17 protein-coding genes and 1 tRNA gene are annotated in these 26,128 nt (G+C 36.1%); 5 read left to right on the forward strand and 13 right to left on the reverse strand.

Features of this window, described 5'->3' with window-relative positions; translation table 11 throughout:
• Window positions 1–257: 257 nt before the first annotated feature.
• The 6 genes from PBT89_RS16670 to mce form a co-directional block, all read right to left on the reverse strand.
• Window positions 258–1,463 (reverse strand): primase-helicase family protein, encoded by a 1,206-nt coding sequence (locus tag PBT89_RS16670; RefSeq protein ID WP_443089603.1) that lies wholly within the window; start codon window positions 1,461–1,463, stop codon window positions 258–260.
• A 30-nt stretch (window positions 1,464–1,493) separates the two neighbouring features.
• Window positions 1,494–1,784 carry a helix-turn-helix transcriptional regulator gene (locus PBT89_RS16675; protein WP_270062826.1) on the reverse strand — a complete coding sequence of 97 codons (291 nt, stop codon included), beginning with the start codon at window positions 1,782–1,784 and terminating at the stop codon, window positions 1,494–1,496.
• A 379-nt stretch (window positions 1,785–2,163) separates the two neighbouring features.
• A complete protein-coding gene (locus PBT89_RS16680; protein WP_270062827.1) occupies window positions 2,164–2,844 on the reverse strand; it encodes a hypothetical protein in 681 nt (226 codons plus the stop codon).
• A 713-nt stretch (window positions 2,845–3,557) separates the two neighbouring features.
• Window positions 3,558–4,916, reverse strand: a complete 1,359-nt coding sequence (locus PBT89_RS16685) for an HAD family hydrolase (RefSeq protein ID WP_270062828.1) — start codon at window positions 4,914–4,916, stop codon at window positions 3,558–3,560.
• Window positions 4,917–5,126: 210 nt separating this feature from the next.
• Window positions 5,127–5,203 (reverse strand) — tRNA-Ile (locus PBT89_RS16690).
• A gap of 124 nt (window positions 5,204–5,327) precedes the next feature.
• Window positions 5,328–5,729: a methylmalonyl-CoA epimerase gene (mce, locus tag PBT89_RS16695; protein ID WP_270062829.1), complete on the reverse strand. Its 402-nt coding sequence runs from the start codon at window positions 5,727–5,729 to the stop codon at window positions 5,328–5,330.
• Between the two features lie 200 nt (window positions 5,730–5,929).
• On the opposite strand from mce, the gene rbfA reads away from it, so the two are divergent.
• Window positions 5,930–6,322 (forward strand): 30S ribosome-binding factor RbfA, encoded by a 393-nt coding sequence (gene rbfA / locus PBT89_RS16700; RefSeq protein ID WP_270062830.1) that lies wholly within the window; start codon window positions 5,930–5,932, stop codon window positions 6,320–6,322.
• A 2-nt stretch (window positions 6,323–6,324) separates the two neighbouring features.
• The gene (locus PBT89_RS16705; RefSeq protein WP_270062831.1) at window positions 6,325–7,521 is read left to right on the forward strand and encodes an ABC transporter permease; all 1,197 of its coding nucleotides are present in this window, start codon (window positions 6,325–6,327) and stop codon (window positions 7,519–7,521) included.
• Between the two features lie 158 nt (window positions 7,522–7,679).
• On the opposite strand, the gene dusB is transcribed toward PBT89_RS16705, so the two are convergent.
• The 3 genes from dusB to PBT89_RS16720 form a co-directional block, all read right to left on the reverse strand.
• On the reverse strand, window positions 7,680–8,672 hold the full coding sequence (gene dusB / locus PBT89_RS16710) for a tRNA dihydrouridine synthase DusB (RefSeq protein WP_270062832.1): 993 nt from the start codon (window positions 8,670–8,672) through the stop codon (window positions 7,680–7,682).
• Window positions 8,673–8,889: 217 nt separating this feature from the next.
• Entirely contained in the window at window positions 8,890–11,325 is a 2,436-nt protein-coding gene (locus PBT89_RS16715; RefSeq protein WP_270062833.1) for an outer membrane beta-barrel protein, read from the reverse strand.
• Between the two features lie 87 nt (window positions 11,326–11,412).
• Window positions 11,413–14,361 (reverse strand): glycoside hydrolase family 3 N-terminal domain-containing protein, encoded by a 2,949-nt coding sequence (locus tag PBT89_RS16720; protein ID WP_270062834.1) that lies wholly within the window; start codon window positions 14,359–14,361, stop codon window positions 11,413–11,415.
• A 313-nt stretch (window positions 14,362–14,674) separates the two neighbouring features.
• Here PBT89_RS16720 and PBT89_RS16725 point away from each other — a divergent pair, with 313 nt between their 5' ends.
• The 3 genes from PBT89_RS16725 to PBT89_RS16735 are packed head-to-tail and all read left to right on the forward strand — an operon-like array spanning window position 14,675 to window position 18,867.
• Window positions 14,675–15,946, forward strand: a complete 1,272-nt coding sequence (locus PBT89_RS16725) for an ROK family transcriptional regulator (protein WP_270059780.1) — start codon at window positions 14,675–14,677, stop codon at window positions 15,944–15,946.
• Window positions 15,947–15,957: 11 nt separating this feature from the next.
• On the forward strand, window positions 15,958–17,877 hold the full coding sequence (gene nagB / locus PBT89_RS16730; protein ID WP_270062835.1) for a glucosamine-6-phosphate deaminase: 1,920 nt from the start codon (window positions 15,958–15,960) through the stop codon (window positions 17,875–17,877).
• A gap of 45 nt (window positions 17,878–17,922) precedes the next feature.
• Entirely contained in the window at window positions 17,923–18,867 is a 945-nt protein-coding gene (locus tag PBT89_RS16735; protein WP_270062836.1) for an N-acetylmuramoyl-L-alanine amidase, read from the forward strand.
• Between the two features lie 281 nt (window positions 18,868–19,148).
• On the opposite strand, the gene PBT89_RS16740 is transcribed toward PBT89_RS16735, so the two are convergent.
• The 4 genes from PBT89_RS16740 to PBT89_RS16755 all read right to left on the reverse strand — a co-directional run bounded on the left by PBT89_RS16740 (window position 19,149) and on the right by PBT89_RS16755 (window position 26,069).
• Complete coding sequence (locus tag PBT89_RS16740) at window positions 19,149–22,007, reverse strand: TonB-dependent receptor (RefSeq protein ID WP_270062837.1); 2,859 nt, start codon at window positions 22,005–22,007, stop codon at window positions 19,149–19,151.
• Between the two features lie 27 nt (window positions 22,008–22,034).
• A complete protein-coding gene (ggt, locus tag PBT89_RS16745; RefSeq protein WP_270062838.1) occupies window positions 22,035–23,744 on the reverse strand; it encodes a gamma-glutamyltransferase in 1,710 nt (569 codons plus the stop codon).
• Window positions 23,745–23,958: 214 nt separating this feature from the next.
• Window positions 23,959–24,783, reverse strand: coding sequence for a prolipoprotein diacylglyceryl transferase (gene lgt / locus PBT89_RS16750; protein ID WP_270062839.1), 825 nt, complete (start codon window positions 24,781–24,783; stop codon window positions 23,959–23,961).
• A 77-nt stretch (window positions 24,784–24,860) separates the two neighbouring features.
• Window positions 24,861–26,069: a C40 family peptidase gene (locus PBT89_RS16755; protein WP_270062840.1), complete on the reverse strand. Its 1,209-nt coding sequence runs from the start codon at window positions 26,067–26,069 to the stop codon at window positions 24,861–24,863.
• Window positions 26,070–26,128 lie beyond the last annotated feature (59 nt).

A 26,128-nucleotide genomic window follows, 5' to 3' on the forward strand; every position in this document is an offset into this window, starting at 1 on the left:
AATTAAATCCCTTTAAACTCCCCTATTCCTGCTCATCACTTTTATTTTGATGAAGAAACGATGAGCAAACGATGAGGCCGAAAACCCTTATAAACACTGGCCTTAAAGAGTATTGCTCATCATTCATCAAAAAAAGAGTAAAAAACTTCAGGTAAAATTGTTTACTAAATTCCCTGAGGGCGAAAACGATGGGTAAATGTTTTAAAAAGCCCATTCCCATTGGCCTTAGCGCCCCTCATCAATTTTTCATCACTGCATCATTTCGGGTCCTCCCCAAAATGGCTAAGCAGGAATGATCGTTTGATCGTATAGTACCTTCCCCTGGCATCCGTTAGCCCCAGGCCGCCCTCCTGCCACACCATGATCCGCTTATAGCTCAACGAATTGGCCTGGTTACTCAACCCCCAGTCCTTCTTTAAGATCTGGCGCAGTTGGGTCAGGTCCGTTTTAACCCGGGTCCGGTTTAAGGCGTGCAAGGCATCCAGGGGACACACATCCACCTCCTCCAGGTCCAGGGTATCCATGACGTTCCAAAGCAAACTGGCCAGTTCCTTCTCCACCCGGTTGCGGTTATGCCGTACCAGGTTTACAAGGGCAGTGGTACGGATCTGTTCCGGGGAAAACCACATACGTGTCTTATGGGAAGTGGAAAGTTTCCGGTGTTTTAAGAATTCCAGGAATGCGGGGATTTCATCTCGAAGCAGTTCCAGAAAATTCGTTTCCTCCTTTGTTAACGAGGGTACTTTCAATACCCAGAAACGGGTTTCCGCGCTGTCGATCTTGATAAAATTATCCTCGTTGTTACTGCAGAGGATGAATTTCCCGAAGAATTCCACTTCCCGCTTATCCTTGCCCTTGGCCTCCAGCTTATTGAAATCAGTAGTGCTCAGGTACTTGATCCGTTCGGTAAGCTCCTCCCTGTTGAACAATACTTCATCAATACAGATGAGTAGCTTATTTGCCCAGTCCGCGTTGAACTGGCTGCTGAAGTTATCATTGGTCAGGTAGGTAAGGTTATTGTCAAAAATAGCTTTCAGCCATTTCAGGAAGGTGGTTTTACCGGTTACCCGCTCCTTTGAAACCAGGCACAAAATAGGAAGTACCTGGATCGGCTTTAAGTATAAAAGCTGCAGGTAATCCAGCCCCAATTCCCACTGCTGTCCGAAAATATGCTTCACAAAACGAAGCGAATGATCGATCGGTCCCTTTGCTGGGATATGGGGCAAAGGAGCATAGGTATTATAAAACCCAAATATCTCCTGCTTAAAATCCAGGTGGCTGGGAATACAGGTAAAACCATCATATTTTTTGATCTTACCGATAAATGCCTTGCCGTGGTCGTTCCGTAGCGTCTCAATACTCCAGGGTACCAGGATCTCATTAAAGTCCCCCGAGATAGTAGGCAGCCGAACCAGCTTGTAATAGTTCGTGCCCACCCGGATATAGTTTTGCTTTTTCATCATTAGGTCTTTTAAAGGATGAATAAAGAAGAACTACTTACGGTTCTTTAAGAGGTCCCTGTTGAACTGTTCCTCCAGGAAGGCATCGGATAGGTCCGGTTCCCCCATGAGCCAGGCATCGATCTTTTCCTTGTCGAAAAACTTCTGGCGGATGTTCGGGTTGTTCCCCATAGGGATAAGGCGCAAATGGGTAAGCTTGTAGATCTTGCTTTTGGAAAGCCCGGTATACTGCGCCAGGTCATCCACGTTCATTACTTTTTTGTTGTGGGATAGCAGAGCCTTGATATCCTCCAGTAAAACCACTACTTGTTCCTGTTCTGTCATAACAATTACGATTAAGATTAACGATTAGTACAGAACAAACCTATGAAAGCAAATACCTATAAATCAATACAATAACTCAAATAAGGAGGGAATTACGCTTTAATTATTCTTTATTTTAGCATCTACCCGGACGCATTCTGGTAGGTTTCCGGAATCAAGGGTAAATTTATATTTCTGAGGTCTTACTTAACGGAGGATTAGAACGCTTATTTCCAGGCTCGGGGTAAACTATTCTTGGAGGGAGGAAACCCAAAGAACAAGTATTGTTCCAGATATTGAAGTAACTCCAACTAACTATCAAGGGAACTGTAAACGATGAAGACGAACTGCTGGAAAAAGCGATCGAGACAATACTAGAAGAATAAAAAGATTATAAATTTTAATTTCTTTCCACTCCCAGCATCTGCCGGATAAATTTTCGCTGATTCCTGGAGTTGTCTTTCTCCTGGTCGTTTTTCCATGCAGAAAAACTGGTTTTCAGGGTGTTCTCCTTCATGGGTTCAAGGTTCATCAGGAAGGAGGTCATCAGCAACTGGAAAAAATCCTGTTTCCTGTCACCGGAAAGATCCTGGATGCCGCCAACCAATAACTCATCGAATAAGACAAAAAGCACCCGGTGGTTCGCAGAGTCCTTGCTTTTATTTCCCACCGTGAAATTGATCTTCTGCTGTACCCGCCTTCCTTTAAGCAATCTTAAGAATTGCTCTTGAGAATCTTTATCAAGATTGATATATTCAAACCTTATCCGGTATTTATCAATGGGTTGCACCTTGAAATTATGCCGATCAGTCTCCAGGTGTTTATCTGATTCATAGAATATGGCCAGCCAGACCAAAACTATCGCCAGAATTATAAAAAGGACAAGAAAATAACCATAACCATCTATTATGGTCTGGATTCCGAAAATTAAGCTGAAGCTGGTAACGAAAAAAATATAAAAAGCAAGGATAAAAAGAATCACGTTCGTGACATTTCCCTCTATTTTGTCCTCGATGAAATCATTTATTCCGGTTCTTAACCTGGCCAGTGCTTTCCCGGATTCAAGAATAAATTTTTCCATAGTTACCAACGCTTCAGACTATTAAATATAGCCAAAAGAAAAATAAGTGGAAAAAATTAATAGATTACTTGTGGCAATGAAGAAAAATGTGGGATTAATTTTACAAAAAAATTCTCCTATCGCTTAGAATATGAAGAAAGTTTATTGGTAATGCCAAAAAACGAAATGAAGACTTACAATATGTTTGAATAGCTGGACGGCAGACAAAAAATGATACTTTTAAAGAAAATGTTCATTTCCATTTGTTTCCCACTAAATATTGAAAAAACAAAAAAAATGGAAATACTGGATAGACTTATAGTTAAAAATAGCATTACATCCCCGAAATCAAAAATTACAAACCTTCATTAGCAATTAAATTCTAATAACATCAGATCTATAGCTTCTTATGTGAATAAGTGTAATAAGAATAAAGCTAAGTTAAATCTCAGGCTTGGAACTGCTCCAAGCGTGTTTCATAACTCTACACCGACTTTTATACTATTAGAGTTGCCGACAACTTCATCCGCTTAAATGCTGTTATAAAAGAATTCTAGGTTAAAAATAACATTGATCAGCCCTTTCTTCAAATTAAAATAATAGATCCTTATATCAAACCTTTACCGCTATCCAAGATTAGATGAAAAAAATAAAGGCTCAAAAAGGGAGATAAAATCATTCTTAATAAAAATTTTACAGATCATTATAACATAAAGTTTAGTTTCTGTAACATTTTATATTGTCAAACAAAATATTAGAAACATAGAACCTGCTAATATCCCATAAAATATTAGAAACTTATGTTTAGAATGGATCTTCCATAGTACAAAAGTGTGAGGGCTGGAATTCCCAATAGAATTAGTAAGTCTCATTTCAGGAAAAATATTACCCCATTTTTTTTCAATCTCTAAACCTTGGTTAACAGCACCTACTAGCAAATTATGATACCAGTATCGGTCCATATAAAAAAAAGCTGCAATAATTATTATTCCTAATGCAGCAATCAATGCTGTGTAAGAAACAGCATTGTCTGAAATAGTAATATATAGGTGATCTTTTGTAGTAAAACCAATAGCTCCAATTAAGAACGTAAAAACAGTAAGAGTAATATTACGTATTCTTAAGGCAATATCATTAAAATGTTGTTGAACATCTATAGTTTTTGCCCATACTTGAATAATATTATCATAACTTGGCTCTATAAATTTAGTTTGAGGAAACTGATAAAAAGTAAAATATCCTTCTAATTCCTTAAAGGATTTTTCCAGAGTATAATCCGCTATAGGCATTGTTTGATGACTCGCCTTAAATTCAATTTCCCGCTCCACATCTTCTTTAGTCCAATGGGTAACTTTCTTAAGAAGTTCGTACTGTTCTGATTCAATTTTATGTCCGTATTTTGCATAAACACAAGTAATACCTGCATCTTTCGCCATAGATATATCTTTGTCTAGCTTATCACCTATGTATATAGTGTTCTCTTTGGAAGCTTTGAAATCCCTAATTATAATTTCCAGAATCTCAGGAGCTGGTTTCCTAGTGTTTTTTGCTAAATATCGAAACTCTGTTTTCTTTGGTTCCCAGGACTCCTCAGAATAGTGGCGATAAACTGTTTCCGGAACCTCCATATCAATAGGAGCATAAATACAATCGAACAAACCATCTAGCTGCAAATGTTTTATCCTATATTTAGTGAAAAATGCATTTGATTCGGTAAAACCAATAACCATCGCTCCTTCTTGTTTTATCTTCTGCAGGGTCTCCAGAACATTTGTATATAATTCTAAATTATTTTTTTTTAATGAATAATATTCATGAAGAATACTTTTACCCCCAGCTTTGGCTAATTCAAACGTGGCTTTATTTTCCTTGCTAAGTGTCTCTAAATCCTTATAAATAAAAGAGGATTCCGAAGTTCTATATCTTTGGTGAACTTTTTTAAAGTCATCAGTTAATTCTTCTATGTCAATACCATATTCCAAGGAAATTCTTTTTAGATAAGGCTCAAAAGAAGAATACCACATTTTTAACCAATCCCAGATAGTATCATCTAAATCAGTAACAACAAAATTTACCCTGCTTTTATTAGCCATATGAAGAATTGTTTAAAAATAAAACTCGAACAATATACATTAATGTAATGTTAGTAAAAAGAAAATGCCAAAGTTTGGAAATATTTACCCAATCCTTTTAAAAAATGTTGTTGGCCCCTCTAAAAAAGAAAAGCCTTCTTAAATGTTGTACATATGTTGTACCCAAGAAGAAATAAAAAAGCCCTACATCTCTGTAAGGCCTGATTTTGTTGGTGGTCCCACCTGGGCTCGAACCAGGGACCCCTTGATTATGAGTCAAGTGCTCTAACCAGCTGAGCTATAGGACCAGTCCATAATTTTACTTATGGGTGCGCAAATTTAGATAAATCTCTGTTATGTGCCAAACATTTTTTAAAATTAGTGGATACCTAACATTCAATCCTTTGAAGATAAAGCACTTCCCTTAAAAATTTACTGTATTTCTTGGCAAAGCTCGATTAAAACTCCGTTGGTATCTTTGGGATGCATAAAAGCTATCAACTTATTATCCGCGCCCTTTTTCGGTTCTTCATTTAAAAGTCGAAAACCTTTATTTTTTAGCCTAAGTATCTCAGATTGGATATCATCTACCGCAAAAGCAATATGATGCATGCCTTCCCCTCTTTTCAAAATAGATTTTGCAATCGCACTATCGGCTGAAGTTGCTGCTAGTAATTCGATCTTACTTTCTCCAATTTCAAAAAACGAAGTATTTACGCCCTCAGCTAAAACCGCTTCAGTTTTATAATTTTGCCTTCCCATTAAAGCTTCATAAGTTTTATTGGCCGCTTCTAGATCACTAACGGCAATACCTATATGTTCAATCTTTTTCATTATAAATTATTTAAAATCCATCCTAATTTCAGTAAGCTTACTAAGAGCAACTCAATGAGGAATTTAATTAATAAATTACTTTTTATACTGAGACATCCATAAGCACATGCAATCTCAATTATCGAGCAAAGATTCAACTAAAATAATTATTCTTATCTTCAATAAATCTACAGCTAAGTTTAAAGTACTATTTTTGCAACATGGAAACAAATAGACAGAAAAAAATAGGAGGCGTACTGCAAAAGGATCTGGCCGAAATTGTAAATAATTTTTTAAGAGATGCCGGAATTAATGGAATTTTAATTTCTGTTTCTAAAGTTAAAGTAACAACAGATCTTAGTATAGCCAAAGCATACCTTAGTGTTTTTCCGCAAAAACATGCCGAGGAGATTCTAAAAGAATTAAACGAAGTAAAGTATAAGATAAAGCACGAGATGGCGATGCGTACCAAAAATCAGTTACGCAAAATGCCAGATTTGAGCTTTTTTATAGACGACTCTTTAGAATATATTGAAAATATAGACAAATCACTACAAGGCGAGGAAGACCCAATTAACAATCCAGATCTTTTGGAGCGTAGGAAAAAGTCGTAAACTTGAGATTCCCCTTATACATCGCCAAGCGTTACCTGTTTTCTAAAAGCAGCAATAATGCAATTAATATAATCACCATTATTGCAGCTATTGGTGTTTTTGCTGGTGCTTTTTCTCTATTTATTGTTTTATCTGGATTTTCTGGCTTACGGGAATTTAGTCTTGCTTTCTCTAATGAATTTGATCCTGACTTAAAAGTTATTCCAAAAAAAGGAAAAACGATTGCTTTTTCTAAAACAAAAGAAGCAGATTTTGATAAGATTGAAGGTATAGCCAATTACACAAAAACAATTGAAGAGCGGGTTATTTTAGAATATCAGGAAAAGACAGCCTGGGCATTTATAAAAGGTGTGGATGAGCGTTACCAACAGGTCACACAAATCGATAGTTCGGTAGATGGTACTTGGTTTACTTCTTCCGAGCCTCAGGTGGTGATTGGCGCAGATATTTCCAGAAAATTAAATCCCGGAATATTTAATTATAATCACTTAATGCGATTGATAGTTCCCAAACCGGGGAAAGGACAAATTACTAACCCTACTGATGCATTCAACCAAAAAAATGTTATCGTAAGTGGGATCTACAATATCAATTCAGACCTCAACGGAAAATACGTTTTTTCTAATATTAGTTTTGCCCAAAGTCTCCTAAACTTAGATGAAAATACATATAGTGCCATAGAAATTAAAATGTCTGCGGAAGCTGATGAAGAAATTCTAAAAGAGAATATTCTGAAGTTTTTTGGCGATAATGTTGAAATTAAGACTCGTGCTCAATTAAATGAAGTACTTTATAAAATGCTGAACACCGAGAATTTGGCGGTCTATTTAATTTTCACCCTAGTCCTAATTATCGCGCTTTTCAACGTTGTGGGATCGATTATCATGGTGATCTTAGATAAAAAAAATAATATAAAAACACTGCAAAGTTTGGGTGCAACTCCTAAACAAATAAAGAATATCTTCTTTACGCAAGGCATGTTGATGTGCACTATTGGTGGTGGAATCGGACTTTTGTTTTCTCTTATTCTTATCTACCTGCAAATGCAATTTGATTTGGTAATGATCACTCCAAGCCTTCCTTACCCTGTGAGTATCGAGATTAGTAATATTTTGACAGTTATTCTTACGATAGGAATTTTAGGATTATTTGCTTCTTTTTTGGCTGCGAGTAGAAGCAAAAAAGCACTAAAGGAATAGTTAATAATATAAAGCTTAACATTTAGAAGAAAAACCACCGCTTTAATCTTTTAGCTTTCAGCAAAAAAAGACCAGTAAATTATACAATATTAATCTTCCCCGGTCTATCTTCTATTCTCTAAATTCTAATCTATCAGCGGAGATCTAAATTTTTAATACTAGCCAAACTCATAGCCCGCAAAATCTCTCTCTACTTCATCAAAAGCTTTAAAAACATCAACAGAGTCATCGCTGGTAACCATTTTCATACGATATTCCTTAAAATGAGGAATTCCCTTAAAATAGTTAGTATAATGCCTTCTCGTTTCAAAAACACCAAGCTTCTCTCCTTTCCAATCTATAGACATCTGTAGGTGTCTTCTCGCAGCTTCTACACGCTCCTGCAATGTTGGTGGCGCTAAATGTTCTCCGGTTTTAAAATAATGCTTTACTTCTCTAAAAAACCATGGATAACCAATGCTTGCCCTACCAATCATCGCCCCATCTAAGCCATATTTATCACGCATTTCCATAGCTCTTTCAGGGGTATCAACATCTCCATTTCCAAAAACCGGAATATGCATACGTGTATTATTCTTAACCTCAGCAATCGGTTTCCAATCGGCTTCACCTTTATACATTTGCGCTCTGGTACGACCGTGGATAGAAATTGCTTTGCAGCCAACATCTTGTAAACGTTCTGCTACTTCTAGAATTTTAATCGAATCGTGATCCCAACCTAAACGCGTCTTAACCGTTACAGGCAAATTGGTGTGCTTAACCATAGCTTCGGTTAGAGAAACCATTAGATCTACATCTTTTAAAATCCCGGCACCGGCACCCTTAGACACCACTTTCTTTACCGGGCATCCAAAATTAATATCTATAATATCTGGGCCCGATTTTTCTACAATCTCAACCGATTGTAGCATACTCTCTAGATTCGCACCAAAAATCTGAATACCAACAGGCCGCTCTTTCTCGTAAATATCTAGCTTCATGGTGCTTTTGGCTGCATCACGTATTAAGCCTTCAGAAGAGATAAATTCGGTATACACCACATCAGCTCCCTCTTCTTTACACAAAGCTCTAAAAGGTGGATCACTCACATCTTCCATTGGTGCTAACAACAATGGAAACTCTCCTACATCTATATCTCCTATTTTCGCCACAGTCTTTTATTTTTAGAAAGTGCAAAATTAGTAAATAAGATTGAAGTATTTAAAATTCAATTAAACTACCTTTTTTTCAAGCGTTTAAAGACTATCCCCGATTTTTTTTCTATTAAGCAACCTAAATCGTAATTCTTACAGCGATTACTTCAGAAAAAACAATAGTCAAAAATCGATAATTTCAGCAGTAATTTTTAATGATCTTCCACTAAAAAAACTAATCTAAAACATTTCTTTCCTTAAGTCTGGTTTCTTCATCTGCATTAATCGCGCGGCTATTATCATTTAATCTGAAATTTCCGAAGTTGTAACGTACACTGAAGGTAACTCTTCTTGTTTCTGAAATTGCATAAAATCCGTTATCTTGATTTAAATACTGACTTTGTAATGGGATATTCATGGTTCTAAAAAGATCTTCAGCGTTTATAGCCACTGAAATTTTCTTGTTCATAAAACTTTTTCGCAAACCGATATCTAAACCAAACTGAGGATCTTCGTATTTGTAAGATCCAGCCAGAATATTAGGAAGAAAATACGTGTTTATATTTCCGCTGAAAGTACCATCGCTACCAAAATAGAAATAGTTCGCTATGTTTAAAAACGTACTAAAAGTGTCGATCTTGTAAGTTTCAGCAGCGCTTTCTAGTGCATAAAACTGATTCTCCATATAAAATGCTGAAACGTATCCGTAAAGATAGTACCAGTTGGTTATGTAATTGGCATAAGTGATATCTAAGCTGAATTGCTGAGTATAATCTAAATTATCGTTTAAAGTCCTTAGAATTTGATTTTGGTTATCCTGAAATGCCAAAACTGAAGGTGAATTATCTACGCGATCCCAATATAAATCGAAGAATAAAAAGCTTTTATAAGAATAATTAAAATTGATTTTGTTTGAAATTCCTGGTACTAAAGATGGATTTCCTTCTTTTACATTATTTTCGTTTATGTAATATTGAAATGGATTTAAACTTTGAAATCTTGGACGCTCGATTCTGCGGTTATATTCCAGGCTAATCGAATTTTCTTCTCCCAAACTCCGCATTGCATAAAAAGTTGGAAATAACTGAAAATAATCCTGGTCGTTTACAAGTCCGTTTTGTTCAGAAATCCCTGCAATATCAGTGTGTTCTCCGCGTAAACCAGCCTTAAAACTCCATTTTTCCAAATCTTTAGAAGTACTAAAATAAGCGGCATAGATATTCTCTTCGTAATCTAAAGCATCAGATAATTCTGTATTAAAAACATTTTCAGCACCATCATAAAAATCTAATCCACTATTAGAAGTTATTCCAGAATATTTTAATCCGGTTTCTATGGGCAGATTTCCCATGTTCGCCGTAATATCTACCTGCCCGGTATAAATATCTGTATTTTGAAAGGCCTGAGTGAAAATCATATTATTTCTAATTTCATTACCTATACCGTCAAAATAAGTTGTGCTTAGATCCTGATCCTGATCATCGTCATACCGAATGTAATTAGCCTGTGCCGATAATGCTGCGCCGTTGTCGCCCAGACTCGTGGAATAATCTGCATTGAATAATAGATTTTTAGATTCATTTTCTAATCGGCTATCGGTTGTAAATAAAGAATTTAAATTATCTGAAGGATCATAAATATCTGTTCTTCCGTTTAAATCGGAATCGTTTTTTGGGGTAAATAACAAATTGGCGCTTAAGCTCAATTTACTTTTTTCTGAAAGTGCAAAATCTAAGATCGTATTTAAGCTATGCGCATAGTTTTTAGTATCACGCTCAAAATCGCCAAGCCAGGTAGAATTTTCAGTACCGTTCGGTTCAAAATAGGTGACATTACTTTCGTCGTTTTTATATATATTTTTTGCGTTGAAGTTGTAACTGGCAAACGCATTTACATTATTACTCTTGTAATATTGGCTAGTACCAATGTTATATTTGGGAACAACAGCAATGGTATTAGAAGCATTTAAACTTCCCTTATAACCAATCGAAGGGTTTTTAGACATTACAATATTCAAAATAGCACCACCACCTTCGGCATCATATTTGGCTGGTGGCGTTGTAATCACCTCAACAGATTTTACACTCTCACCGCTTAAACCCGATAAAAGTTGTTCTAACTCTGAGGTTGTTAAGTAAACTTTCCTGTCGTTTATGTACACGGTAGCTGGCCTGTTTTTCACCAATAATTGTCCCTGACTAACAATTACTCCGGGCGTTCGTTTTAAAATATCATAAGTGGTTAAACCGGAAAGTGATGAATTTTCTACATTAAAAGAAATTCGGTCTATTTTCCTTTCAATTTTTGGCTTTCTGGCAGTTACGGTAACTTCACCTAGATCGTCACTAGATTCTTGCATTATAATTTTACCGAGATTGGTATCGCCAGCAACTTCGATCTGCTTTAAGTATTCAGCATAACCTAAAAAACTAACTTTAAGAAGATAGGTGTTATCAGAAATTTCTTTGATAGAAAAACGTCCATCATCTTCAGAAACAACCCCTTTAACTACAGTGGTAGAATCTTCAGCATTCATTAAAATAACATTAGCAAAACTTATAGGTTCTTTATTGCCGTCTATCAAATGCCCCCTAACTTCGTGCTGAGACAATAAACGGTTAGACATAAATAAGATAAGCGTAAGAGATAGGTAGTGTAGTAGTTTGTTCATTCAAATTCTTTTAAATTGAAGATCAATAACAAATATATATTTTTACTCCTAATTATCTAATTACTAAAAGAATTCTTTAAAAATAACCTAATCAATTATAGCATCATATAGCACTTGTTGTATTTGCGTACGCGTATTTAAAGTGTATAATCTGCGGTTTTCGCGGCTGGGTAAAACTCGGTTTGATAGAAATACAAAAAGTAGATTTTCAGAAGGATCCATCCAAACCATTGTCCCGGTGAAGCCGGTATGCCCAAAACTAGCTGTACTGGCATCTTTAGCAGTATTATTTCCCGGCCCTGTATATTCTAAATTTGGCTTATCAAAAGCGATCGCACGACGGTTATTATTCTCTGGAAATTGCGTTTTTGTCCATTCTTTAAAAGTAGATTCTTCAATATAACGCTCTCCTCCATATTTTCCCATATTAAGATACATTTGCATTAGTTTTGCCAGATCATTAGCATTCGAAAATAATCCGGCGTTGGCAGAAACTCCTCCCATCATAATAGCACCTTCATCGTGAACACTCCCCTGGATAGCTTCATGTCTAAAATTGAAATCATTTTCTGTAGGAACAATTCTTGAAATTTCAAATTCTTCTAAAGGTCGATATCCTAAAGTTGTCGCTCCTAATTTCGAATAAAAATTTTTGTTTAAATACGTTCTATAATCTTCATTACTCAAATTTTCCACGATCTGCGGAAGCAAATAAAAAGCAAGCCCAGAATATTTATATTCAGCTTTTTCCTCTAGCGGTGACTTTTTAATGGCTTTATAAATTTTCTTCTCGTAATTAAGATGAAGCCACATATCATCACTAACTTTTATCGGAAATCGTGCTGAAGAATCCTTTTTAAACGTATTCCATTTATAGCTTCCATTCTTCCGTAGCGTATTTTGCCAATAGGCAATCCAGGGTTTAAATCTTGCCTGATGAGCTAAGATTTGCCGAAAAGGGATACCTTCTTTATTCGAATTTTTAAAGTACGGCAGATAATCATCGATCCCATTTTCTAAACTAAATTTCCCTTGGTCGTGCAATTTCATTAATGCCGGTAAAGCAGAAGAAATTTTAGTTACTGAAGCAAGATCATATAAATCTGATAATTTTACTTTTACCGTATCGCTATATTTATGTAATCCATAAGCTTTTTGAAAAACAATTTTTTCATCCTTAGCCACTAAAACCACACCCCCGGGAATCGCCTTCGCACCCATTGCCTGTTGCATTAAAGAATCGATCTTATGCTGAAGAAAATCTGCAATCATACCGGCATCTTCGGGTGTCGTGTACGAAAATCTGATTTTTTCTGAAGTTTCTAAACCATCGCCGGCTTTAAATTTTTCACCCACACTTACCGGTAGTTGCCCATCAGCTTTAAATCCGCCAAAAATTAGTTGTGCTGCCTTTTGTTGTGTTAATTCAGAATCTTGATAGGCTTCAATTAAGACGGAAGCTTCTTCAATTTTACTGATCTTATTTAACGAATATGGATTTTTGAAAACACTAAAAATAGTATGTTCTTTTTGGGCAATTTCAGCAATAAATTTTAAAACCTGATCGGAATATCGAATTACATTTCGCGGAAACCGACTATGATCGTGAAGTCCTGCAATGACCACGTTATACTTTTTCAATTTCTTTTTTACTGCGGAAATCTGACCGGCGGTCGCGTTATTTTTTAATTGAAAATGATCGATTTTAGTATACCAGCCTAAATTTTCCTGAAAAGTGGTTTGCTTCGCTGCTCCTATTGAAATACTCGCAATTTTTAAAGTATCTAAACGCCGAAGTGGAATCATTTCCTTGTCATTCTTCAACACCGTTAGCGATTTTTCAACCAATTTCTGCTGAAGATAGTTGGCGTACGAGTTATTCAACTCTTTATCGATATTCGCCGTTTTTAATGGCTCGTATTTATTTAAACCAACCCATTGTTTTACCGCCAGCACTTTTCGGCATTTTTCATCAATATCGTTTTGAGAAATAATTCCCTGATGTATCGCTTTTCGAACTTCAGCAATAGCTTTGGGAACATCTTCGGTAAATTCTAATAAATCGTTGCCGGCAATAATGGCTTTTTTATCGACAACACCAGGCTCATTTCCGGTAGTAACGCCTTTCATATTCATAGCATCGGTTACGATCAAACCTTTGAAACCGAGTTTCTCTTTTAAAATTCCGCTAATAATCTTTTTAGATAAAGTAGAAGGAACTCCGCTACTATCCAGCGCCGGAATGTTTAAATGTGCCACCATTACGCCACCAATCCCTGCATCGATTAATTCTTTAAAAGGATACATTTCTAAAGTATCTAATCTTGTAAAAGGATGATTTATTTGCGGTAAAGCTTTATGCGAATCGGTATCGGTATCGCCATGTCCCGGAAAATGCTTGGCAGTGGTTAAGATTTTTTGGTTCTGCATACCCTTCATGTACGCAATCCCTTTTTCAGCTACTTTTTCTTTATTTTCACCAAAGCTTCGGTAATTGATCACCGGATTATTCGGGTTGTTATTAACATCGACTACCGGAGCTAAATTCATGTGTAAACCTGTACGTTTTACCTGCCGTGCTACTTCTTCTCCCATTTTATACAATAACGTATCATCCTGAATCGCACCCAAAGCCATTTGATACGGGAAACTAATGGTATTATCCAAACGCATTCCCAATCCCCATTCAGCATCTATAGCTCCTAAAAGCGGAACTTCAGAAACTAATTGATAATCGTTCATCAGCTGCACTTGCTTTTTCGCTGTACCTTGGAAGAAAATGAGTCCGCCGATCTTCTGTTCTTTAACCAGTTTTAAAATTTCTTCTTTATGTTTCGAATCTCGATTAGAATAGGCGGCTACCATGATAAGTTGCGCAATTCTTTCATTGGGTGATAATTCCTGCATTACAGAATCTACCCATTTACTATTGGTATATTCTAAAAATTCAGGTTGTTGCTGTGCATAAGAATTCAGTTGAATTCCGCAGAAAATGATAGAGGTGAGTAGAAACTTTTTTATAGAAAATAATCGCATAGGGTTAGGTTTAAACTTTGATATAAATTTTCTTTTTGTCTAAGATATAAGCAATAAGCCACATTAGTATGAAAAATAACAACGCATATAAAAAAGATGCATTGTAAAAGGATATTATTTATAATAAATAACCTGAATTATTTCATTTAAATCTACAAAATTTAATAAAACAAAACATCTTAATTAAAATTTTACATTAAGTCTTTTCTAAACTAGATTTTTTATATACTTTTATTTTTCAGAAATTTAGTTTCTTGCAAGAAGAATTAAATTTTTAACGAAAGGCATAAAGACCTGACATTTTTTGACGAATATGAGTCTACATTTAAAGGATTTTCTAATTGAAGAAGCTCTTATCAAAGATATGAGCAATGTTGAGCGAAAAAAAGTACATCAAAAGACCAGAATCATAAAACATATGTTTCTAAACGGTGATACATCTAATGCAGAAATTTGCTCAAAATTTGGCATAAGTCTCCCAACTTCTATGGCCCTTGTTAACCAACTGCTAGAAGATGGCATGGTAATTAAAAAAGGGAGAGGAAAATCTGAAGGTGGTCGTAAACCCGATCTTTACGGATTAAAAGAACATTCCTTTTTTGTATTGAGTATTCATATCGAGCGATTTAAAATAAAATTGGCTCTTATCGATAATAACCACAGTATTGTTAAAGAGGAGACTTTAGAAACACAAATCTCTCCAAACTCTAATATTGTAGATCTACTTTACGATTTCTCAGAAGAATTTTTAAAAGTATCAGAGGTAGATGATGCTAAAATAATGGGGGTAGGTATAAGTATGCCAGGATTAGTTTCTTCAGAAGAAGGAAAAAATTACACGTATTATTTAACCGAACAAGATCCTGCATCCCTTCGCGATAAATTCGAAACTAGATTTAAAAAACCAGTTGCGATTCTTAACGACGCAAAAAGTGCTTCTTTAGCTGAATTTCATTTTGGTTTAGCCAAAGACAAAGAAAATGTACTCGTAATTTCTATGGATTGGGGTGTTGGACTAGGAATTATTATGGGCGGAAAAATCCATTCTGGAGTTTCGGGTTTTGCCGGTGAATTTGGGCATATCCCAATGGTCGAAGACGGTATGTTATGCCACTGCGGAAAAAGGGGATGTTTAGAAACAGAAGCCTCGGGTTTAGCATTGGTTAGAAAAGTAAAAGAAGGACTTCAGCAAGGGCAAACTTCAGTTTTAAATAGTCTTTCTCCACAAGCTTTAGAAAAATTAGAGCCCGATACTATTGTAGAAGCGGCTAATAAGGGGGATCAATTCGCTATAAATTCACTTTCTGAAATAGGAATGAGTTTAGGAAAAGGAATCGCTATTCTTATTCAAATTTTTAATCCTGAATTAATTGTTCTTGAAGGAAAAATCGCCAAAGCAAAACAATTTATAACAACACCCATTCAGCAATCCATGAATATTTATTGCATGATGCAGCTGAAAGAAAAAACAAATATAGAATTATCGAATCTGGGAAATAATTCTAGCCTTTACGGTGGCACTATCGCTGTAATGGATAGTATTTTCAAAAATCAGATTTCAATTATAAAATCACATTTAAGTTAAAATAAATACCCATGGCCAGATTAAATCTCTTAGAAGAAACACGTTTTGAGAAGCTCCCCGTTAAAGTATATCAAGACGAGGAAACAGCATCTGTAAAAGTTGCAAAGCGTATTGCTAAGATCATCAAGAAAAAACAGGAAGAAGGTAAAAAAGCTGTTTTAGGTCTTGCTACTGGAGCTACTCCTGTAAAAGTATATGAAGAGCTTATTCGCCTTCACAAGGAAGATGGGCTTAGCTTCAAAAACGTTATCACTTTTAATCTGGACGAATATTACCCTATGCAGCCAGATGAAAACCAGAGCTACGTAAAGTTTATGGACGAGAATCTGTTTAATCATATTGATATTCCAAGAGAAAATATCAATATTCCAGATGGGACTCTAGATAAAGAAGATATCGCTGCATTTTGTTTACAATATGAAAAAAAGATTACCGAAGTTGGTGGTTTAGATCTTCAGATTTTAGGTATTGGTAGAACAGGGCATATTGGTTTTAACGAGCCAGGATCTGCGCCTAACAGCGGTACACGTTTAGTAACGCTGGACGATCTAACAAGACGCGATGCCTCTCGTGACTTTGGTGGTAAAGAAAACGTGCCTACCAAAGCCATAACCATGGGAATTGGTACTATCTTTAAAGCTCGCGAAATTATTTTAATGGCGTGGAGCAAAAAGAAAGCTTCAATTATTAAAAAGGCTGTTGAAGGTGAAATTTCTGGAAGCGTACCAGCAACCTACCTTCAATTAAATGATCATGTTGAATTTATTTTAGATGAAGATGCTGCTTCAGAATTAACAAGATTCGATACCCCTTGGCTAGTAAAAGACTGCAGCTGGGATAAAGATCAAATTAAAAAAGCTGTGATTTGGTTATCTAATGCGGTTAATAAGCCAATCTTAAAATTAACCGACGAGGATTACAACAGCCACGGTATGGCGCAGCTAGCTACAGAAAAAGGGCCAGCTTACAACATAAATATCGACGTATTTAACCAATTACAACATACCATTACCGGATGGCCTGGTGGAAAACCAAACGCAGATGATACTCAGCGTCCAGAACGTGCCGAGCCTGCTAAAAAACGTTCGATAATATTTAGCCCACACCCAGATGACGATGTAATTTCTATGGGAGGTACTTTTATAAGATTGGTAGACCAGGGACACGATGTGCACGTGGCTTATCAAACTTCAGGAAATACCGCTGTTTGGGATACCGATGTATTACGTTATGTAGAATTTGCCATCGATTTTAATAAAAGCATTGGTGAAGATACTAGCAAGCTAGAAGAGATTTATAATAACTTCAATAAATTTATTGCTGAAAAGCGTCCAAATGACATTGACCTCCGTGAGATCATGGATGTAAAAGGGTTTATTCGCAAGACAGAAGCAATAGCAGGTGCTCGTTATGCCGGTTTAAAAGACGAGAAGATCCATTTTATGGCTTTGCCGTTTTACGAAACTGGTAAGAAAGTAAAAAGTCCGGTAACTGAAGAAGATGTGCAAATAACGATGGATTTACTTCAAAAAGTAAAACCGCATCAAATTTTTGCAGCCGGTGATTTTGCCGATCCACACGGTACACATGTAGTTTGTTTCAATATTATCATTGAAGCTATGAACAGACTTAGAGAAACTGAAGAATGGACTAAAGACTGCTGGTTATGGATGTATCGTGGTGCATGGCAGGAGTTTGATATGCACGATATCGAAATGGCTGTACCACTTTCTCCACAAGAAGTGGCTAGAAAACGTGAAGCTATATTTAAACACCAGTCACAAAAAGATACTCCGGTATTCCCTGGGGATGACGAGCGCGAATTCTGGGTACGTGCCGAAGAACGTAACAGCGAAACTGCACTCGAATATCATAATCTTGGTTTAGCAAATTATGAAGCTATAGAAGCCTTTGTTAGATGGAAATTCTAGTTCTTTTCTAACCAATATTATGTATTTTGGTTAGAAATTGTGACCATGTACTATTATAGAAAATTTTTGATTTTAGTGGGTTTGGGTTTGATGATCTCATGTTCTTCAAACCCTTACCGAACTACCAATAAAGTTTATACAAAAAAGGCGAAAGCCTATGCAAAAGAATTAAGTAAGTTCCCGCTTGAAGAAACCCAGAACGACTCCGCACTCAATTATGGTGAGTATCCAGTGGGAACTACTAATTTTAATCTTCGACGCCCAAACTTTGTAGTGATCCATCATACTGCGCAGGATTCTACAACTCAAACACTAAATACGTTTACCATTCCAAAAACTCAGGTAAGTTCTCATTATGTAATTGGTGATGACGGAGAAGTTTTCCATATGCTCAACAATTACTATCGTGCCTGGCATGGTGGTATTGGCCAGTGGGGACACACTACCGATCTTAATTCCTCTTCGATAGGCATCGAACTCGATAATAATGGCAAAGAACCATTTTCTGAAGCCCAAATTTCAAGTTTGCTTGACGTGTTAAAGCAATTAAAAGAAGATTATAAAATTCCTGCGGAAAACTTTATTGGTCATTTAGATATTGCTCCCGGAAGAAAAGTGGATCCTAGCGCCGATTTTCCCTGGGAACGTTTAGCTGAAGAAGGCTACGGAATATGGTATGATGAAGAAGCTATCGAAAATATTCAATTTGAAAATGAATTTTTCAAAGAAAATCCGCTAAAAATAGACAATATTGATCCTATTTTTAAACAGCGCATCGCATTATTAGATCGCTACATATTTCCAAATGTGATTCCGGCTAATTTTGATATTGCTGAAGCTTTGAGAATTATTGGGTATAATATTGACGATCTTGATGCGGCAATTAAAAGCTTTCAGATTCATTTTCTTCAGGAAAAAGACCATTTAGACGGAATTTTAAATGCTGAAGAAATTAAAATTCTTTATAATTTATATCGAAAATCGCTTTAGGTAGATTGGAGAATTTAGATCGCTTCGCTGTTAGCATATAGAGAATAGAATTAAGAGCTAAGAATCAGTATTAAATTATTTTGTATAGAAAATGTTGAATTTTGAATGATTTTTTAGCTGAAAGGTTACAACTTTAAACCTATAATTGATCTGAATTTTGATAAAGACTGAGCGCTGATCACTGAACGCTTTTCGGCAACTTTATAAAAAACGAAAACCTCACAATTCTAAAAACTGTGAGGTTTTTGTTTTAAATTATCGTAAAAAGATAATAGGGTTTATTAATCTAAATTTAGATGTAATCTGGCAAACAAATAGCGCCCGCCAATGCCAAATTGGGCATTTCTTGGCCAGTCGAACCGTCCGCTACTTCTGTTATCTTCTACTCTATTTTTATCTGGATATAAATCAAACAGATTATTAGCTCCGATTGTTAAATTAACCGATTCTGAAAAATTATAACCTACCGAAAGATCGGTTACTACTTTTCCGGAATAAATTTCTTGATTCGCTGGTGTGTTTGAAGGTTGGGTTACCTCACCAAAATATACATTACGAAGGAAGAAATTAAAATTGTTTACAGTTAGTACATTAGTAAGATTGATCTTGGTTCTAGGCACGGCTTCTTCCAAATAAATACGATTGTCTTCAGAAAAATACGTATCCAGTTTTCCTTGTAATAAAGGGGAAGCATGGATATCGCCAACTCTATTGGTTTGCGTAAAAGTACCGGCCAAATCGTTTTTCAGTTTCCAACCGTTATTAAAAAATGTATTTTGTGTGATTACCACATCCAATCCTTTGGATTCGGTATCAATCGCATTGGCAAAAAATGCAGCAGATTCCGCATTTGCACTTCTAAGAATCTGACTAATTTCAGAATCTGGATCATCATCACTAAAACGGCCTGTGTAAACCACACGATCGTCTATCGCTACAAAATAAGCGTCAGCTGTAATAGTTAAATTCGCTTCTGGGATTTTAGCCGTTACCCCTACGCTAGCACTTTTAGAAGTTTCTTCTTTTAAATCTGGAATCCCCAACAATTTTGCCGCTCTACTATCATTAGAAAAAGTTCCTACTTGTACCGGATCTCCAAAATCGTCAAAAACAGTAGAAGTAGAGTTGTAATAAATTTGGTGTAATGAAGGTGCTCTAAAGCCAGTATTCACCGCTGCTCGTAAATTTATATTATCAGTAAGTTTATATCTGGAAGCTACTTTAAAGTTTAAGGTGGATCCAAAATCTGAATAATTTTCAAATCTTCCGGCCAAAGTCAGCAGAAAATCTTCAGTTACATCGGCTTCAAAATCGGCATAAGCAGCTACACTATTTCGCTGTCTAGAAATAGCATTATCCGGCGTAAAACCAGGAAAAACCTGTGCTCCACCTGCTCTTGCACTGCCAAAGAAATCGGTTGCCGGTTGCTGGCTGGAGTTTGTAATAATAGTTCCATCTTCGGTATATTGTGTATAAGACTTTTCTTCACCGGCAATAATATTATAATTTTCCAATCTATATTCGGCACCAAAAGCTACATTGAAACCTTCAAACAAACCATCGAAAAACTGAGAAACATCAAGGTTAGTTGTGTTTTGAGAAAAAGAAAATCCTCCGGCATCAAAACTTGTTGGACTAGTTCCTTCCAAAGAAGCATTAGACGTGTTTGAAATGATATACATAAATTCATTTTCTCCCCAAGTATTACTAAAATCTACATCCCAGTCTCCCACTTTTCCACGTATTCCGGCAGCTATAGATTTATCGGTAATTTTAGAATTTATTTCCGGTAAAAATCCGTTAATGTAATAAGGTGTGTAGGTTCGACTTTGATTCGGTAATCGGTAAAATCCGGCTGCATTTCCTTTACGAGAACTAAGTCCGCTGAAGGCATATAACTCGGTTCCATTATCATCTAATGGTAATGCAAAATTGGCAAATAAACGACCGCCTCTCAATTCCGATTGTCCTACGCGCATATTAAAATCAGATCGATTCAAACCACGTGCAGCCAATTCTTCTTCAGTAACATCTCGCCCTAAAAGATTTTGTAAAGCACTACGATCGGTAGCCTGAGCTATTTCATTTTTAAAATCGTTAGAAAAATAATCTACCTGCTGCGCGTAATTTTGAATTTGCTGATTAGACAAATTACTAATATCGGCATTGTCTTGATTAGCCCGCCACTCCACAGCGTTGTAGGCATTAAAAATATCACCTTCCCAGGCTTTCATTCGGTTATACGAATCCCGATAATCAAAGTCTCCAGAGAAATTTATAAAACCACCGTTATCGCCTAATGGAATTCCGTAACTAGCCGCGACATTAACGCTTTCACCATCTATCCCACCGGTTTGTTCATTAGCATTTCGCGATACATTTGCGCCGGTTGTTACATTGAAATTAAGGGTATTTACCTCATCTTTTAAAACCACATTTATAACGCCGGCAATTGCATCAGATCCGTATTGTGCTGCAGCGCCATCTCGTAATACTTCAATTCGTTTGATGGCTACAGCAGGAATGGCATTTAAATCGGTCCCCACACTACCTCTACCAAAAGTTCCGTTTACATTAATTAAAGAAGAAGTATGGCGACGTTTCCCATTGATTAGCACCAATACCTGATCGGGTCCTAAACCCCGTAGCGAAGCCGGATCGATATGATCGGTTCCGTCTGATAAAGACTGGGTGGTCGATGTAAATGAAGGGGCTACATAATTAAGAATCTGGTTCACATTTACCTGTGGTACAGAAACCTGAAGCTCTTCAACATCCAAGACATCTACCGGAACGGCAGACTCAGTAACCGTTCTACTTCGGTTTCTCGAACCTACTAATACCACTTCTTCTAAGTTAGTCCCGCTTACTAATTGAATTTGTAAATCGGTTTTCGTTATTTCTACTTCCTTTTTTTCAAATCCTACAAAAGTAAAAACCAGAGTTTCGCCTAATTCAGCTGCAATACTAAAATTGCCGTCAAAATCGGTTACCGTTCCGGTTTGTGTTCCTTTAAGCTGAATACTTACGCCTGGTAAAGGCTCCGAATTTTCATCGGTTACATTTCCCGTTATATTATCTTGCTTTGCGAGTATATTACTGCCAATAAGCAAAAAGAGTAGGGTAAAAATCTTGTTCATTTTTTTGTTTTTTAGTTTAGTAAGTCATTAAAAGCCGATAGCGGTATCATCGCCTCTGGGGTCGGCCCCTCCTTCTAAATTACCGTTAGGCAATACTCTTATGGCATCTACTTTACCGATAATTCTAGATTCTTTTTGATTAATATGATATCCTTTCTGTTGAAGTTCTTTGATTGTTTTTTCTGAAAACCCTTCAGGTTCCATCATAATTTCGTCGGGCAACCACTGATGGTGAAAGCGTTTTGCTGAAACAGCTTCTTGCATGGATAAATCGAATTCAGCAACATTTAAAAAAGTTTGTAATACTGAAGTGATAATGGTAGAACCACCAGGTGAGCCAACAACCATCCAAAGTTTTCCTTCCTTTTCTATAATGGTAGGCGTCATCGAGCTTAGCATTCGTTTTTCAGGTGCTATAGCATTGGCTTCTGCACCTATTAATCCGAACATATTGGGCACTCCCGGTTTTAGACTGAAATCGTTCATTTCATTATTCATAAAAAAACCGAGCTCCGGAATGTACAATTTGGACCCGTAAGCCCCATTTAAAGTTGTGGTTACTGAAACCGCATTTCCTTCGGTATCGACAATCGAATAATGGGTAGTTTCGTTGCTCTCGTAACCGCTAATTACACCGTGTTTTATGGAAGAAGAAGCAGTAGCCTCATCAAAACTAAAATCGGCCATTCTACCGCTTAAATATGAAGTGGATAATAAAGTGTCTTGCGGGACATCATAAAAATCGGAATCGCCTAAATAAAAGCTTCTATCTGCATACGCTCTTCGTTCAGCTTCGGTTAAAACCTGAATATATTTTGTTGAATTTTGATTGTATTCTTCTAGCGGAAAGGGTTCAATCATCTTTAAAATTTCCCCTAATACAATTCCGCCGCTAGAAGGAGGTGGCATCGAAATTATTTGATAATCTTTGTATTGAATACGAACCGGATTACGCCATTTTGCCTCATATTTTTTCAAATCTTCTTTCGTTAAAATTCCGCCTTGTTTTTGTAGAAAAGCGACCATTTTTTCTCCAGTTTCGCCTCCATAAAATTCGCTTCTTCCGTTTTTAGAAATTCGTTTTAAAGTATTGGCTAAAGCTATATTTTTAATAGTATCCCCTTCAGAATAATTCTTTGTAAAAAGAATTGAATTTTGATTGACTTGTTCTAAAACCTCACGATATTTTTGTAATCGTTCTTGTTGCTTTTGGGTAACCACCACTCCTTTTTCGGCTAATTCGATAACTGGTTTCAGTAATTGCTGAATTGGTAAATTCCCAAATTTTTCATGTGCTTTGAATATTCCTGCAATGGTTCCCGGAACTCCAGGGGCCATAGCTCCTAACGTACTTTTACCCTCAATTACATTTCCATTTTCATCTAAATACATGTTTTTTGATGCCGCCAAGGGCGCTTTTTCGCGATAATCTAAGGTACCTATTTCACCATCGGCAGTGCGATACACCATAAAACCGCCGCCCCCTAAATTACCGGCAAACGGGTAGCTTACCGCCAAAGCCATTTCAGTAGCGAACATCGCATCAAAAGCGTTTCCGCCATTTTTCATAATCTCTACACCTATTTTAGAAGCTTCTTTTCTCGCAGAAACTATCATTGCTTTTTCGGCAATTTCACCGGTTATTTTTGCTTCTGAAGTTTCCGGATATTTCGATTTACAAGAAAATAACAATAAACCCGATAGAATTACTAGGTTAATAGAGTATTTGATTTTCATAGATTTGTGGGTAAAAAGTTTTAAACTAAAACGCAAATAGACAAATTATAATCTGAAAAAAGAAATTCAGTTATAAGATTTTCTCTATAAAATCATAAAACCTATCTATTAAGTAGGTTTTATGATTATTTTTAAGATAGTGGAGAGTTCAAAATCAATATTTCATTTATAAAATTTTACAAAATGCGATAGAATTAATAATGAATGAAAACTATTAACTTTTAAGCGCTTTTCTTTTCCAAACTAATAGCATCACTCCTGCAATTATAAAAGGAACACTTAACCATTGTCCCATATTTAACGTAAGGCTATCTTCAAAAGCTACTTGATTTTCTTTAAAGAATTCAATAATAAAACGAGCCAAAAATAGCAGTATTAAAAAGAGACCAAATAATTGCCCATTTTTAATTCTGACATTTTCTGATTTGTAAACGCTATACAAAATCACTGAAATTAATAAATATGAAAATGCTTCGTAAAGCTGAGTTGGATGCCTTGGAATTATATCATCTCGCATAAAAACTACGCCCCAATTCGCATTGGTTGGTTTTCCATAAATTTCTGAATTCATAAAATTCCCTAAACGTATAAAAGCGCCGGTCACCGGAATACCAATGGCAACTCTATCCAATAACCATAAAACATTTACTTGATATTTTTTACAGTACAGTATAATAGCTATTAAAACACCAATGGCACCGCCATGACTGGCCAGACCTTGATATCCTACAAATTGATAGGATTCTCCTATTTTTTGAATAGGTAAAAATAGTTCTAGCGGCCGACTCAAAAAATAGTCGGGTTGATAAAACAAACAATGACCTAGTCTTGCTCCAATAAGCGTCCCTAAAATGATATAAGTTAGCAAATTATCTAAATCCTGAACTGGTATATTCTCTTTTTTGTAAATAGTTTTTACAATAAAATAGCCTAAGAATAGACCGGTCATAAAAAATAACCCGTAATATTTCAGCGGAAAAGAATCGGTAATCCAAAAGATTACGGGATCCATATCCCAATATAGTATACCTTCTTTCACAGTTTTATGTGGTTAGTAAAAGTCACTGAGATTTTATTTAGATAATAAAAGACTGAAAACGATGCGTACTTAAAAAACTACTCCGTAAAAATATCCTGTTCTTTTAAATACTGTAATCCTTTGTCTTTTTCGTTTAAAATTCTTTTGGTTCGTAGATAACGGTTATAGTTGTATTCGTCGAAATCTTCAGCGGTAGTATCCATCGTGCTGATGTGAACATCTCCCATAGCATGAATAAATTTTTGATCGCCAATCCACATTCCTACATGAATTACGCGCTCTTTAGTAGAGTCGGTTTTTGGTTTTCCGAAGAATAACAGATCTCCAGCTACCAAATTATCGAAGTTTTTGGTAGAATCTACTAAAACTCCGGTATGAATTTGTTGTGAAGCATCACGCGGAATCACCATTCCGTTTAAAAAGTAAACCGTTTTTGTAAAACCGCTACAATCTACTCCTTTTGGTGAAGTTCCTCCCCACAAATAAGGAAGTCCCATTAATTTCTCGCCGGTTGCAACTAAAGTTTCTCCATCAACATCAAGATTTTCTAACCAGCTTTTATAAGGTTTTGCTTTTGTTTTTGGAACAAAAGCTGTTCTGCCATCAGGATACGAAATACCGTAGAAATTGCCTTCTTCTGAAGTTAATTCTAAAATATCTCCGGCAACAAGATCGGAAACTACCTCAGCGTCATTTTTAGCTGATTTTAGCGATTTCCCGTAAGGATTTAAATAGATCAGTTTTTCCGTAGATTTCCAGTCAGCAAACGCTTCTTTAGTCATATTCTGAACGCCACCATAATCTACCCAAGCCAAATACCCTTCTGGAGTTTGAATATAATACCAACTTCCCTCCTTTTTATACACTTTTACCGGCATTCCCAGTGTTGCCTGAGTAACTAATTGCGAAGCGTGGCGAGGTTCTTCACGAAGATTGGCTACTGAAATTTTGATTACACCCATTGTTTGGTTGTCTAAACCTTCAGCATCCGGTAAAGTTTCAATATTCGAGGTGAATTTTATGTTTTTTTGCTTCAATACTTTTTCTAAATCTTCTGCAGCTACGGGCATATTGGTTTCTCCTTCGATCGTAAAACCCTCAGCATTTTTTTCAGCTTCAATATCAAAAAGCGCTACTCTGCCATCGGGTGCATATACATTTTCTAAACTATCGATTATAACTTGCGCTTCGTTTTTTTCTTCAGAAGCTGTTTCAGGTTTCTCATTACAGCTTACTAATACCGCTGCTAAAACCAATGTCCAAAAACTATATTTTTTTATCTTCATTTTAAATATCATTAATCAATTCTATACTACATCTCAAATTTTATTGGATGAGATCCTGA

Source organism: Zunongwangia sp. HRR-M8 (genome assembly GCF_027594405.1).
In the GTDB taxonomy this organism is placed as follows: Bacteria; Bacteroidota; Bacteroidia; order Flavobacteriales; family Flavobacteriaceae; genus Zunongwangia.

Bases quoted from the DNA above. Each gene is read 5' to 3' on its own strand.
- PBT89_RS16670 (WP_443089603.1), bottom strand. From the start codon at position 1,463: ATGATGAAAAAGCAAAACTATATCCGGGTGGGCACGAACTATTACAAG.
- PBT89_RS16675 (WP_270062826.1), bottom strand. From the start codon at position 1,784: ATGACAGAACAGGAACAAGTAGTGGTTTTACTGGAGGATATCAAGGCT.
- PBT89_RS16680 (WP_270062827.1), bottom strand. From the start codon at position 2,844: ATGGAAAAATTTATTCTTGAATCCGGGAAAGCACTGGCCAGGTTAAGA.
- PBT89_RS16685 (WP_270062828.1), bottom strand. From the start codon at position 4,916: ATGGCTAATAAAAGCAGGGTAAATTTTGTTGTTACTGATTTAGATGAT.
- mce (WP_270062829.1), bottom strand. From the start codon at position 5,729: ATGAAAAAGATTGAACATATAGGTATTGCCGTTAGTGATCTAGAAGCG.
- rbfA (WP_270062830.1), top strand. From the start codon at position 5,930: ATGGAAACAAATAGACAGAAAAAAATAGGAGGCGTACTGCAAAAGGAT.
- PBT89_RS16715 (WP_270062833.1), bottom strand. From the start codon at position 11,325: ATGAACAAACTACTACACTACCTATCTCTTACGCTTATCTTATTTATG.
- PBT89_RS16720 (WP_270062834.1), bottom strand. From the start codon at position 14,361: ATGCGATTATTTTCTATAAAAAAGTTTCTACTCACCTCTATCATTTTC.
- PBT89_RS16725 (WP_270059780.1), top strand. From the start codon at position 14,675: ATGAGTCTACATTTAAAGGATTTTCTAATTGAAGAAGCTCTTATCAAA.
- nagB (WP_270062835.1), top strand. From the start codon at position 15,958: ATGGCCAGATTAAATCTCTTAGAAGAAACACGTTTTGAGAAGCTCCCC.
- PBT89_RS16735 (WP_270062836.1), top strand. From the start codon at position 17,923: ATGTACTATTATAGAAAATTTTTGATTTTAGTGGGTTTGGGTTTGATG.
- PBT89_RS16740 (WP_270062837.1), bottom strand. From the start codon at position 22,007: ATGAACAAGATTTTTACCCTACTCTTTTTGCTTATTGGCAGTAATATA.
- ggt (WP_270062838.1), bottom strand. From the start codon at position 23,744: ATGAAAATCAAATACTCTATTAACCTAGTAATTCTATCGGGTTTATTG.
- PBT89_RS16755 (WP_270062840.1), bottom strand. From the start codon at position 26,069: ATGAAGATAAAAAAATATAGTTTTTGGACATTGGTTTTAGCAGCGGTA.